Below are 12834 nucleotides of genomic sequence, written 5' to 3' on the forward strand. Positions count from 1 at the left end.
GGCCGCCTGAGGCCGGAATCGTCTAGTAACTGTTCCGAATCCGCATCTCAATTCTTAGTTCGATTATTCTCAATTGCCCTTCCAAGTGACGGTCCGCCCCCAGGTGGTCGCCTTCCCCCAGAGGCCGGACCGCATGCACTCTAGCTCGACGATCTGGGAATTATCGACGAACAGGTTAATCTCGGGCCCGAAGTTCTTGATGTACCACTCGAACATCTCCGGTCCCGGCGCCTCAAATACGAGGTTCTCGATCCCGAGCTCGTTCGCGATCTGGTAGGCGACGTCGGTGCGCCACTCGGTGACCTCCTCAGTAATGCCCTCGGCTTCGACCATCAGGAGGTCCGCGCCAGTCTCCAGGTGGCGACGGCCCTCCTCGATGGCCTGCTCGGGATCCTGCTGGCCCTGCTCCTCGAGGATCTCTGGATCGGTGGCTCCACCTGCTCCGAACTGGACGTTGATCTCCGGCTTCGGGTCGACCTCGTAGTCCTTGGCGACAATCTCCGTCATGCGCACCATGTCGTCGGTTCCGATGGTGAGGAAGCCGCTCGATAGCTCGACGATGTCGAACCCGAGGCGTTCGGCCTCCTCGAAGTACCGCTCGACTTTGTCATTGGCACGGATGAGGACGTTCTCGACGAACCCGCCTGTGGAGACTTTGACGTCGTGCTCGTGGCAGACATCGATCAACTCAGTGACTGCCTCCTCAGGCATCAGGGCGAACGACCCGCCACTGAACTTGTAGATATCGACGTATTGCCCCATCGTCTCTAGGATGTCCCGTAGTTCGCGGGGCCCCATCGGATCATAGTACGGTCCCCTGATCTCCGTGATTCCTTTGTCTCGGGGCTTCTCCTCGCGTTCGTTGTGGTGCAGGAACTCGAAGGTACGGTCGACCATGGTACGTCCAACGCTTCGTGCGCTGCATACTTAGTCAGCAGGCCAACCGAAGTCAGAAATGCCGACCGTGGCGTGCCAACTGACGGAAACTCCCTACGCCAGCGGTCCTACGAGGCCGTCTACATCGTGGGATTCCAGGTTCTCGACCACGTCGATTATATCCTGCCGGCGCTCGTCGTCGAACCGAGTACCAGCGGTATCGTGGAATTTCCTCCTGATTCGATCCCAATCCATCGAGTTGGTGGGATGGCCCTCGAAGGCGTCCTTCTTGACGACGTGGGTGGTGCCGTCCTCGAGTTCGATCGTCACGCGAGCGGGCATCTCGCCGGCCTCGAACCGCTCGGTGAACGAGTCGTCTTCCTCGTCCTCGACGGTGACGTGCCGGAGGAGGTGCTGGACGTCGTCCCGGTTGATGCGCTCGCGATCATATTGGGAGTTGCCCATCTCCCGATCGAGTAGCGCGGCTGCCAACATGTACGGTAGCGAATGGTCGGCCTGGGCCTTCGTCTCGACAGTGTGGTGATCGCCTTCGCCGCCGCCGATGATGAGCTTCGCACCGGCGAAGGTTTCCAGGTCGATGAGCTCGCCGTCACTATCATCGAGGTCTTCTCACTTGACTAGTTCGATGACACCCTCAACGGCAGACTGGGCGTACGTCTCCGCGACGTACCGCTTGGTCATGACGTCGTGGACTCGCGTGCAGCCGGGGTCAAGGTCGACTTCGAACTCGCCGCTAATCACCTGCTTCCAGCCCTTCTGCCTCTCGAAGAGGTTCTTGGGACCCTCCATCCCATCACTGGCCAGCAAGACAGCGTAGAGGGCATTGCGAGCGGCGTTCGCCGCCGCAATGCCCTTCCACTCGTTGATGCCGCCGGTGCGAGTCACCCGGAGAGAATTATGGGCGGTCCCGGCGATGCCGATGGCGTCCCGGGTCGTCTCGACGTCGATCTCGAGAGTGGATCGATTTTCTTTATTGAAACTGCGACAGTGATTATCCGCTATCCGAATTCACAATTCTCACTGATCCGAACTTCCTGCATAGCGGTGACCATGTCCATCTTGGGTATGGGATAACTTCTGAACGCAAGACCGATCCAGCCATCGAAATTGAGGAGGTGCCGTCAGATATCGATTTCGTACTGCTTTCTCACTATCATGGTGATCATTTCGATCGTATTGTCGAGGAAAACCTCGACCAAACCCTGCTGATTGTGATGACAGAACACGCAGCTGACGAACTGGCAGATAAAGGATTCCACGAAACATATCCCATGGATACATGGGAGGAGATAATCATCCGGAAAGGGGCTATAGAGCTCAATATCCCGTCATTGCCTGGCAGACATGGCCCCCCGGTTGTTGAAAAGGGCTTACCGCCCGTTATGGGTAGTATGTTAGAGTTCGAATCGACGCAGGAAAACACCCTTCTCCAGTTGTATATTACAGGGGATACGGTGATGTACGATGAATTGGAGAAGATTCCTGAAGAGTACCCAGATATCGATCTAGCACTCCTCTATTTAGGTGGGACAAAGATACTCGGTGTACTCCTAACGATGGGCGCTGAACAGGGTGTCGAAGCCGTGGAATTGTTTGATGCGGATACTTCGATTCCGATTCATTACAACGACTACGAAGTATTCCGCTCACCACCCTCGGATTTCAAGGAAGCAATCACAGAAGCTGGGCTCGAGGACCAAGTCGCATACCTCGATCATGGGGATACCTATGAGTTTACACTACCGAAGAATTGACGAACGTAATCGCCCGGAAGAGAACACTCGTGACTTCCACCTCACTCTACTCGATCACGACTGCACCGCTCGCTCCTTGAAGGCGCGGCTTCTTGTACAATCCCATGGTCTACAGGCCTGCTGTAGAACAATCCAAGAAACTCGAGAGGTGCTGTATCCCCCCTGCTTGCGCCTCCGGCGTTCGCTGAGCAAAGGGTATTAGCGCCTCGATTTAGGTAAAATAGCAACTGGGAGAGCGAAACCTTCAGTCGTCCTCTGGTAGCAACGGTCGGGTCGAATTCGTCACGACCAGCAAACTACTTGCACTCATCGCAAGTGCGGCGAAAAGCGGATTTAGAAGGCCTAGCATAGCCAGCGGAATTGCAATAGCGTTGTAGCAAAACGCCCGCCCAATATCCCCTTTCACGCATCGGTTTGTCACCTGGACGAGATCGAAAATAGTTTCGATAGATGAGAGATCGTCATCGACGAGAGCGACGTCCGCGCCATTAGCAGCCATCGCGGTACCGCCACCGATCGCGATACCGAGATTAGCTCGGCTAACGTCGGCGCGTCATTAGTACCGTCACCGATCATTACTGTTCGTCCCAGTATTAAATCGGACTATACTATTTGTTATTTATATTCCAATATGACTTGTGTTTGAAGACTAGTCCGTATACCAACGGTGAACTCATCACGGAAAACAGGGCCACCATCCAGAAATACGACCAGTAACACGTAATAGAGTCGAAGACGGACGATAGAATAGCCGACATACAAAAGATGGCTATGGTAGCGTGCAAAACAAGGTTGATCGCAGATTTATCTGTGGACATCGAATTATAGAATAAAAGGTAAGCCGTGATAAGTATTCCTGTCCAGAATAGCAACCTGAGCGCACTCATGACGGATATATCACTATCGGTGTAGCGAGCCGAATCCTAGTTCAACATAGTATATTACGTCTCATATAGTTGCCGGTTACGAGGCTGGCTCCCACGTGAACTTTCTCTATCTACATATCGATCCCGCCGAGATAACACGGGACTTACAGTGACAATCCATATGGGGATAGTGAAAACCGGATGAGTCGCTGAAGTGTCTCTCCCCGAGACCTGCTCGGGGAAATATTCGTAGCACCGTTCCGATATGATGGGTAGAGACCCTGAATCGAACGGAGATAGTGATCGAAGTGAGGAAATCGCATCGGACGCTGACTGTGCGGCTATCAATCCGTGAACGCACTCGCAACTAACAGCGGGAACACGAGCGTTGCTTCGGCCTCGACTTGCGTGTAGTTCGTTTGCTCGTCTTTGATTTTCCCCCACGACACCGCTTCGTTTGGCGGCGCTCCCGAGAGAGACCCATCTCCTTCCATCCCCGTAGAAATATAGACGACGTAGTCTGCACCGCCGCGGAACAGATTCGTCATGATCGCGTGGTGTTTTGGCACACCGCCACCGACAGCTATCAACCCTGTCGTATCCGCGAGCAACCCGTCCTCGATGAGCGAGTCGTAGTCGTCCAGGATTTCGATCCCGACCTCCGAATCGTATCCTTGTCGGTAATAATAGAGGAAGTTACCGACTTCGGAGTCTGTCAGTGCCGGGCAGTAGACGGGGACATCGTTGTCCGCGGCCTGTTTCAAGACAGAATACTCGTCGTCAAGCGTCTCTCCCAGTTCTCGTGCGAATGCTGTCGGCGTGCGAACTTTTTCGTCCGCGAAAAAGTCGTCAAAGAAGCCGTAGAGGTACTCCTCGAGCCACACATACCGATCAGACGGAACGAAAATATTCCCGAGTCGGTTGATGCCGCGGTCGCGGAGCCTTGCCTCGTCGGCGTCCCACTCACCAATCTTGAACGGCTTTGCGGTCTTAATTACGTCTTCCGCCAACGATCCAGATGTAGTGATGAGCACGTCGACATACCCTTCGCGGACCAGATACGCGACAACTTCACGTAATCCGGAAGAGACGATATTCGAGGTGAACGTGAGATAGATAGTAGCATTCTCCTTTTGCATTTGTTTGGCGATATCGACCGCTTCGGCCAATTGCGCCGCTTGGAATCCCGTCGTTTCATAGGACGCGATAAGGTCGTGAAAGTCGAACTCCCCGCGGAAATTATATCCACGAACGTCTGCTGTGGTTAGTTCGTCGTCACTGCCTGGAACAACATGTTCGTGCGATTCGTCTTCCTCCATACGATTCCGTAGCGCGACGACTGATTTGAATGTCTCGGGATGAATCAGCCACTATTCGTTACTGACTGGAATAACGGTTAACCTGACAATGTGGGCCAAACACCTTGAAAATTATCACCGAACGACACGATCCAGAAAGAGTGAAATGAGAGGCATCTCATATTACTCGTTCGAATATGATCATCTATCCAATGGTTCCATTCGTGATCAATAGGAGAGTAATTCCAGCTACTAACACCAGTGTTAACCATCCAAAGAATATTATAGCGGCTTGCCGGCCTGTGACCTGGTCACCGTTAAGGATTTCGTCAAGCTCCATATATAGTAGTACTCATCAGGTCGAGATAAATCGTTTGATCTGGTCTGTTCTCTAGCTCTATCACGATTCGTTTGACTTGATTTTCCGGAGTTTCTCGAGGAGTTCGCCGGTCGAACTGCCCTCGTCGAACGTTATTTTTCCTCGATACTCGTTCGGCTGGTTGTCCGACTCCGATTCGATCTCAGAGATCGTTCGTTCGTGACGCTCGTACTCTCGCTGGTCATAGTCACCCATTCCCATGTGAATCCGAACGTTCGCGAGGAGTCGTAATCAAGGTATCGGTCACCTCCGGGATAGCGGTATAGACGCCGTAGCGAGCTTCTACTAGCATTATACTTAGTAGTACAATATAATAGGACTCAGCCATTTCGCGTTCGATTCCACTTCTGATAATTACAAACGTACGTCTGTAATATATCTGCCCATATATTTTATTCCAGAAATTCCGATCGGTGTTATATGAGTGATAGACTCAGCCGTCATTTGAGGAGCCAACCCAAAAATCTCCTAGTACATATTAGTCCACATATACTGGACAATACTGACGCACTCTAGAGTAAAGACCTATCTTCAATCAAGTGAGGCGCCCCACTCAAGCCACACAACTAACTAGTAAGCAAAACGTTGGATAGGATAGACTCCGAATGAGAGCCCGTCTCCACAATCTCGTCTTTCACCAGTGATAGCGGGAACGGTATAGGCCTATAGTCAGTACCTCACAAAGCATCGCCAGTTCACCTGACCTGAGTCACCTGTTCTGTTGTGATGAGTCGCCGATAGCGGTTGAACAACGCTGTTCGAAGGCGGAGCTGTCGCGTCGGCGGCTGACCGCCGCCGACAGCGACAGCGTAGCCACTCACAAGGCGGCGTTCCTGGTCGGTGACTACCGGTGGAACCGGTCGTCTGGTGGCCGGTTCGCGGGGACGGCCCGACGCACCGCGAGGGCCGTCCACGCAGCCCGTCGAACCATATTGATAAACTCCTTGTACGGCCACCACCAGAGGCGGCGCCCGCCTCGGCGGGGCGTCGCCACGTATTCGTGGTGGAGATACCGCCAGACGTTCTGCAACAGCAGACTTACTACGACGTACAGCAGTCTCACCGTCGCGTCTCGCGTTGTTGTCGTCGCTATCGTTTGCTCGGACAAGCGATAGCTCGACTCGATACCGAAGCGTTTCGAGTAATGGTATCGAGCGTCGCGTGGCGTGTCAATGAACGGTGCGTCAGCGGCGTAGCCGTGACGCGCCACGCCGTTCTCGTCGTACCGTCCGTTCAGGTACGTACAGTCGATGTAGACCGGAAACTCGACGGTCCAGCTGTGACCGTCGAGTTTCCCTGTCAGGTCGTGGTTGATGACGCGACTCCATCCTTCCGAGAGTTCCTGCTGAATCGTCTCACCCCACCGGATAATCGGGACAACGTAGGCGTAGTTGTGCGTCTGGAGTAACGTGAGACACTTGCTGTCGTAGAATCCGCGATCGAGGTAGACGGCCTTGACTTCGGTGTCAAGGCCGTCGAGGACGCCGAGGAACTCAGCGAGGACGCTGCTGGCGGTGTCGCCGTCTTCGAGACGGCGCACCGCCAGCGTGTAGCGTTTGTTCTTCACACGCGCGTAGAGTGTGGCGTAGGCGTGGAAGGCGGTGGTTCCGCGCTTGGCCTCGGAGTGGTAGAGGCCGTCTGTGTCGGCTTCGTCACCGTAGTAGGGTCGCAGGTGGAGGTCTGCGCAGACCTCCACCTGCTCGGGGAGCAATTCGACGACATCCTGCCGAAGGAGTGTGTTAGCCACTCGTTCGAGCCGTTCCGGCTCGAACTTCGTCCGCAGATGATAGAGAATCGTGTTCGCTGCGGGTGAGTTCTCGCTAGAGCCACATAACGTAGAGACCGAGGTCCCGTCGGCGCACGCGCCGACGAGGACCTCGTAGATGACCTCAGCATCTATTTCAGCGTTTTTCGAAAGGCCGAGCGAAACTTCCTCGTCAAGCCGGTTGACGAGAAAGTTAAGGAGTTCGTCTTCGTGGATTTCATTGTCTGCTTGTTGGGTCTTGAACACACCTTCAGCAAGCAGACGTTCTAACTAACCGGCTTTGTGAGGTACTGATAGTGGTCGATTCAGTCGCTGTACACTGTTACTTGAGGTCGGCTGAGGACTGGATCGTCCAGGAACGGAACTCATAATGGTCAACGGGTTCTATCTATGAACACATCCGAGACAAGGCGACTACAGCGACGGCCGATTGGTCTCTTGGATGGTCCACAGAAATCAATGATGGTTACTGGTGCTACTTTCAGGCCAACCCTCGATTATCCGTTGAGTGAGAGTTCGATGTGTATAACGGTCATCGGTGCTGGTGAGGTCGGACGAACGATCGCTGCAACGCTCGCAGACCTTCACGAGGTAGTTGTTGTTGATTGTGATGAGCAGACCGTCGAGGAACTCACGTACGCGTATGATGTACTCGCTGTCCACGGAGACGGCCGAGATATTGAAACACTACGAGAGGCCGAAATCGATCGAGCGGATCTCGTAATCGCGTGTACCGACGATGACGACGTCAATACCGTTATCTGTGTGACCGTAACGATGATCTCTGATGCGTTCACGGTTGCACGAGTGAGGCACCGAACGCTCTTCGAAACATGGAACGACCATCCGGATGCGTTCGGTGTCGATTTCATGATCTGCACGAACTTGTTGACGTCCGAAGCAGTATTTCGGATTTCTGGACTCCCTGCTGCACTGGAGGTTGATACGTTCGCGAACGGTCTCGTCCGGATGGCTGCGTTCGAAATCGCCGCGCAGAGTCCGTTCGTCGATCGAACCGTGCGTGAGATCGATCTTGATGAGTCGGTAACGATCGCGGCGATCTTCCGCGACGACGAGTTGGTACTTCCGACCGGAGATACCGTGATACGTTCCACCGATCGGATCGTAGTCATTGGAAGCGCTAGCGGCGTTACGAACGTCGCGAATCGTATTTCGCTATCATCGCGAAGTCCGACCGACGAGGTCGTTATCGCCGGAGCGAGCGTGATTGGCTTTCGAATAGCCCGACTGTTCGAAGAGCACGGTTATCATCCTCGAGTAATCGAACCGGATCCCGATCTCGCCCGAACTGCGGCCGAAGCACTCCCACGTACGACAGTACTCGAGGGAGACCCCGCGGACATCGGATTTCTGGAACGCGAACACATCGAAGACGCCGATATCGTCATCGCTGCTTTGCCGGACGACGAACGGAACTTACTCGTATCGTTAGTAACTCGTCAGTTCGAGGTCGGCGAAACTATCGCTATCGTCGAGGACATCGAGTACGCCGAATTATTTGAGACCGCCGGCGTCGATGTGACCGTGAATCCGCGCGAAGAAACCGCCGAAGAGATCATTCGATTCACCCGACTGATTCCGACCGAAAAGATCGTACTGCTCAACCACGATCGCGCGGAAGTGATCGAGATCGTAGTTACTGAAGAAAGTATTCTCGCAGATCGTGAAATCAAGGATTCTACGGCGAGCCTTCCGGACGAAGTCGTTATCGGTGCGATCTCTCGCTCCGGTGAACTCGTGACGCCTCGCGGAACGACCGTAATCAGACCGGGAGATCACGTCATTTTGTTCGTTGATACAGATGTACTCGAGGAAGTCATCGAGGTTATCTAGCGCGGAATCAACACGACTTATAGGCTGCAACCGCCAGTACGTACGTATGGCAGACCTCAATCCGACCGCGAAACGAATACACCAGATCAGTCCCGACCCCGTCGAGCTGACGCTCGACGACGGAACGACGGACATATTTCATATTTCCGGGGCCGAATTCTTTCAGCAGGAATTTCAGGCGGAGGGTGTTTGCGAAGACGATGACGCGGACTATCGATTCATCACGAGCACGAATAACGAATCGGTTCTGGTCGGACGAAAGGGCGTAGACGAATCGGCGTGGACGATGATCGGGACGATAGTTGAAGTCAACAGAGACGGATCGTAATTACCTGTTCGCTAGGAATCATACTGTGCTCCCGTTCGCTACGTATCGCTTATTGCAATGTGAGGTAAAATTCTCATTCTAGTCGGTTCTTCGCCGACCTAACTGCCGTCAGCACGGTTGACGACGGTCGGCGATTCTCCTGGAATACAATGTATTCGTTCGGTGGCGTATAGTAGTCCGGATTTGTCGAACAGTGTCGACGACGGTTGCACGGTTTCGAGATTACACCTGTATGGGTGTAATTGGAATCCATCATCTCGTTCCGAAAACGGGAGAACGTATAATGATACAGTATACGCGGATTGTTCGCTGAAATTCGTGAGAGATCCGATTACTTAGCGATAATCGTCCAAGTACGAATCGCTGATTTCGGTCTCGAGGTCGTCGACGTATTCCATCAGGATCTCCGGCAACTCGGTGGTGTACCGTTCGTCCATGAATCGATACTTCGGGCCGATGATGGCGATTGCACCGAGAACGCTCCCATCAGGACCTGTCACACGTCGCCCGACTTCTCTGAGACCGTCGACGTACTCTTCGTCGGCGAATGCAACGCCTCGATCGCGAATCTGCTCGAGTTCTCGGAAGAAATCATCCCGGTCCGTGATTGTATGTGCTGTCTGTCTGGGGAGACCCCAGTCGTCCAATACCGCTTCGACGCGCTCGCCGGGTAATTCGGCGAGAATCGCTTTGCCGGTTGCAACGCTGTGGAGATAATAGTAGATCCCGGCGGAGCTAGGCGTGGTAGAGATGTGTCGCTCCTTGGACGGAAAGTGGCTGTCCGGATGGAAGGATTCGTGGACGAGAATGCCGCGGTTATCGTTCTCGACGACGAATTCAACCTCTTCGTCGATCCGATCGGAAAGCTCTGTTACGGTCTGCTTCGCCAGCGTATACGCCGTCTTGCGTGACCGCGCGTACTCACCGTGATTGAGGAACCGTAAGCCGATGTGATAGACCGCTCCCTCTTTCGTGAGATACCCTTCTTCGAGAAGGGTCTGGAGGTGGAGGTGAATCGTACTTCTCGCGATCTCTAATTCACCGGTCAATTCATTGAGTGTTGCACCCCCTAGTTTCTGGATTGTATTGATTATGACCAGTGATCGTTCTGTTGTTTTCGCCGTCTGTTTGGCCATACCTCTTCGTACCAGTTACATCGGTATAAAGATTCACCCTGATCGAATCATTAAGTACTATTGTCGCTCCTATCAGAAATCTGCATGCGGCGCACAGTTAGCGGAGGTGGTCTCGTAGGATTCGATAGCGATACGATCCGTTGTATCCTCTCGACCACTTCTCCAAGTACGGTCGACTTTCACAGAATAACCCGAACAACTCCAAAGAGAACCGATTGTCGATCTCGTCTTCGACACCCTCGTACAGTACTCGTGATTTTATGTAGGGTCCTCTCGTCGGGTGATCCAGACACTCCGTTTGTAGATACGCTCGCACTATGTCGTCTGTTTCCGCGATGTCGAACGTCTGTAACTGGGATGGGACTTTGGTCATGGTGATCGAGGTGACTCTAGCGGCTACCGGGGTGCGTATAGATAGCTTAGTCCGGATGAACCATAATGATGTTGCTGTGGCCACATCGGCTCCGGATCGATGCACATCCTGTCCCCGTTTCGGGAACGAGGACGGTTGCAATAGGCTGCTTCCGGTGATGTATTCTCTTCGGATTCCGACTCAGTAGGAATCGGCTGACCCCACATATACTGGGACTTCATACGGTTACATGTACTATGAATGATCGCGCTGGAGAACCTCGACCAGCGATATCGCGCCGTGAGCTCTGCATCGCAGCCGGTGGCACGGGTATCTCAGCTCTCGCAGGCTGTTCGACTGAGAATACGAATCCACCCCAAGCCAAGAACGCGACGACGATAACGGACCACTCATCGCCAGACCTTGAGAAGTGGGTCGATGAGGTCCCCCGACCGGGTGTCGCGAAACCGTCCGGAACGAAGGACGGGCACCCCCGCTACGAGATAGCGATGCGCGAGATTGAGCAGAAGCTACACCGCGACCTCCCGGCGACGACCGTCTGGGGCTACGACGGGCAGTTCCCAGGCCCAACGATCGAAGCCGAGCAGGGCGAACCGATCTACGTCCGCTGGGCGAACGACCTTCCGGACGAGCATCTCCTGCCCGAAGACACGACGATTCATAGCGACCTCATTCCGTACGATACACCGGGCGTACGGACCGTAACGCATCTTCACGGCGGAAACGTCGAGTCCGAGAGCGACGGTCATGCACAGGCGTGGTTCACTCGAGACTTTCAACAGACGGGCCCCGAGTTCGAGAAGAAAGACTACTACTATGTAAACGACCAGCCGCCGGCGACGCTATGGTATCACGACCACTCACTCGGCATTACGCGATTAAACGTCTACGCCGGGCTCGCGGGGTTCTATCTCTTGCGGAGTGACCACGAACGAAGCCTCGGTCTGCCCGAGGGCGAGTACGAAATCCCGCTCGTCCTTCAGGATCGGAGTTTCGAGGAGGACGGATCGCTGTTCTATCCGACGGCCATTTCGGACGAGCAAGGCGGCAACGACGAGTCGTATCCCGATCCGAGTATCGTTCCGCAGTTCTATGGGGACACGTCCGTCGTCAACGGGAAGGCTTGGCCGCGCCTCTCCGTCGAACCCAGATCGTATCGGTTCCGGCTCCTCAACGGATCGAATAGCCGATACTATACTCTCAAACTCCGCCAGTACGACGAGTCGTCGGGCGAGACTGGTGGGGATGGACCGTCGTTCGTCCAGATCGGGAACGACGGCGGCCTCCTCTCGACGCCGGTCGAGATCAGCGATCGCCTCGAGCTTGGTGCTGGCCAGCGCGCCGACGTCGTCGTCGACTTCTCCGAATACGCCGGCGAGACGCTGCTGCTCCACAACAACGCGCCCGCTCAGTATCGCGGCAGGACGGGTTTGGAGGACGACGACATCGTTTCGCTCCCCGAGATCATGCTCGTGGACGTGAACGAGGCCGGAGATTCACAGGATGCTACTGAGCTCCCCGACGAACTCACTCGTGTTCCCGACATCCCCGTCGATTCGGTTGACAACGAGCGATATCTCACGCTCAACGGCGGTACGGCCGATGACTACGGCCGGCTGCTCCACTTGCTCGGAACGGCTGAAGAACCGGACGGCCTCAAGATCGACGCCCCCGTGACCGAGGAACCTGTGCTCGGTGACACCGAAATCTGGAGTTTCGCCAACCGAAGTGGGATGTCCCATCCGATGCACCTCCACCTCGTACACTTCCAGATGCTGGGCCGACAGCCGATCGGGGACTACGATCCAGCCGAGGATGAGATCGACCTCGACGTGCTCGAGGCGCCCGAGCCGTACGAACGAGGATGGAACGACGTGATCACCGTCGATCCCGGTGAAATAGTCCACGTGATTGTCCACTTCGGAGAGCATGACGGGCTGTTCAACGATCAGACGGGCACGTACATGTGGCATTGTCATATGCTCGAACATGAGGACCACGACATGATGCGCCCGCTCGAGGTTCGACCCCGCACAGACGATACTAATACTCGTACTGAGTTGGACGCAAGGCGTCGGCCCGAATAGACGAAGGAGGCGACACAAACGTCTCTCACCGTCGCCTCCAGAATCGAACCTGCTAACAGTGACTTGAGGCCACGAAGATACCCCGTCACTAGCGGAG

At 54.6% G+C, this 12834-nt stretch carries 10 protein-coding genes and 2 pseudogenes; 4 read left to right on the top strand and 8 right to left on the bottom strand.

Annotated features, from left to right (window positions below):
* Positions 1-69 precede the first annotated feature (69 nt).
* Entirely contained in the window at positions 70-897 is an 828-nt protein-coding gene (locus CP556_RS21165) for a phosphosulfolactate synthase (RefSeq protein ID WP_098727657.1), read from the bottom strand.
* 93 nt (positions 898-990) lie between these two features.
* A pseudogene (locus CP556_RS27365) lies at positions 991-1851 on the bottom strand (MmgE/PrpD family protein); the annotation flags it as partial.
* Between the two features lie 161 nt (positions 1852-2012).
* Between CP556_RS27365 and CP556_RS21175 the strand changes: the two are divergent.
* The gene (locus tag CP556_RS21175) at positions 2013-2651 is read left to right on the top strand and encodes an MBL fold metallo-hydrolase (protein WP_343124889.1); all 639 of its coding nucleotides are present in this window, start codon (positions 2013-2015) and stop codon (positions 2649-2651) included.
* Between the two features lie 244 nt (positions 2652-2895).
* Here CP556_RS21175 and CP556_RS21180 read toward each other — a convergent pair.
* The 5 genes and pseudogenes from CP556_RS21180 to CP556_RS21195 all read right to left on the bottom strand — a co-directional run.
* Positions 2896-3239 (bottom strand): annotated as a pseudogene (locus tag CP556_RS21180) (heavy metal translocating P-type ATPase); the annotation flags it as partial.
* A 622-nt stretch (positions 3240-3861) separates the two neighbouring features.
* Entirely contained in the window at positions 3862-4836 is a 975-nt protein-coding gene (locus CP556_RS21190; RefSeq protein ID WP_098727659.1) for a deoxyhypusine synthase, read from the bottom strand.
* Positions 4837-5020: 184 nt separating this feature from the next.
* Positions 5021-5155, bottom strand: coding sequence for a hypothetical protein (locus CP556_RS26970; protein ID WP_255291546.1), 135 nt, complete (start codon positions 5153-5155; stop codon positions 5021-5023).
* Positions 5156-5215: 60 nt separating this feature from the next.
* On the bottom strand, positions 5216-5395 hold the full coding sequence (locus CP556_RS25540) for a DUF5786 family protein (RefSeq protein WP_141551733.1): 180 nt from the start codon (positions 5393-5395) through the stop codon (positions 5216-5218).
* A gap of 643 nt (positions 5396-6038) precedes the next feature.
* Complete coding sequence (locus CP556_RS21195; protein ID WP_098725114.1) at positions 6039-7205, bottom strand: ISH3 family transposase; 1167 nt, start codon at positions 7203-7205, stop codon at positions 6039-6041.
* Between the two features lie 273 nt (positions 7206-7478).
* On the opposite strand from CP556_RS21195, the gene trkA reads away from it, so the two are divergent.
* Complete coding sequence (gene trkA / locus CP556_RS21200; RefSeq protein ID WP_098727660.1) at positions 7479-8813, top strand: Trk system potassium transporter TrkA; 1335 nt, start codon at positions 7479-7481, stop codon at positions 8811-8813.
* A 46-nt stretch (positions 8814-8859) separates the two neighbouring features.
* Positions 8860-9141: a DUF8072 family protein gene (locus CP556_RS21205; protein WP_098727661.1), complete on the top strand. Its 282-nt coding sequence runs from the start codon at positions 8860-8862 to the stop codon at positions 9139-9141.
* 335 nt (positions 9142-9476) lie between these two features.
* On the opposite strand, the gene CP556_RS21210 is transcribed toward CP556_RS21205, so the two are convergent.
* Entirely contained in the window at positions 9477-10277 is an 801-nt protein-coding gene (locus tag CP556_RS21210) for an IclR family transcriptional regulator (protein ID WP_098727662.1), read from the bottom strand.
* Between the two features lie 609 nt (positions 10278-10886).
* Between CP556_RS21210 and CP556_RS21220 the strand changes: the two genes are divergently transcribed.
* A complete protein-coding gene (locus CP556_RS21220; protein ID WP_176548282.1) occupies positions 10887-12737 on the top strand; it encodes a multicopper oxidase family protein in 1851 nt (616 codons plus the stop codon).
* Positions 12738-12834: the final 97 nt, after the last annotated feature.

Source organism: Natrinema sp. CBA1119 (assembly GCF_002572525.1).
Taxonomy (GTDB): Archaea; Halobacteriota; Halobacteria; order Halobacteriales; family Natrialbaceae; genus Natrinema.

Bases quoted from the DNA above. Each gene is read 5' to 3' on its own strand.
- trkA (WP_098727660.1), top strand. From the start codon at position 7,479: ATGTGTATAACGGTCATCGGTGCTGGTGAGGTCGGACGAACGATCGCT.
- CP556_RS21190 (WP_098727659.1), bottom strand. From the start codon at position 4,836: ATGGAGGAAGACGAATCGCACGAACATGTTGTTCCAGGCAGTGACGAC.
- CP556_RS21165 (WP_098727657.1), bottom strand. From the start codon at position 897: ATGGTCGACCGTACCTTCGAGTTCCTGCACCACAACGAACGCGAGGAG.
- CP556_RS21210 (WP_098727662.1), bottom strand. From the start codon at position 10,277: ATGGCCAAACAGACGGCGAAAACAACAGAACGATCACTGGTCATAATC.
- CP556_RS26970 (WP_255291546.1), bottom strand. From the start codon at position 5,155: ATGGAGCTTGACGAAATCCTTAACGGTGACCAGGTCACAGGCCGGCAA.
- CP556_RS25540 (WP_141551733.1), bottom strand. From the start codon at position 5,395: ATGGGAATGGGTGACTATGACCAGCGAGAGTACGAGCGTCACGAACGA.
- CP556_RS21220 (WP_176548282.1), top strand. From the start codon at position 10,887: ATGAATGATCGCGCTGGAGAACCTCGACCAGCGATATCGCGCCGTGAG.
- CP556_RS21205 (WP_098727661.1), top strand. From the start codon at position 8,860: ATGGCAGACCTCAATCCGACCGCGAAACGAATACACCAGATCAGTCCC.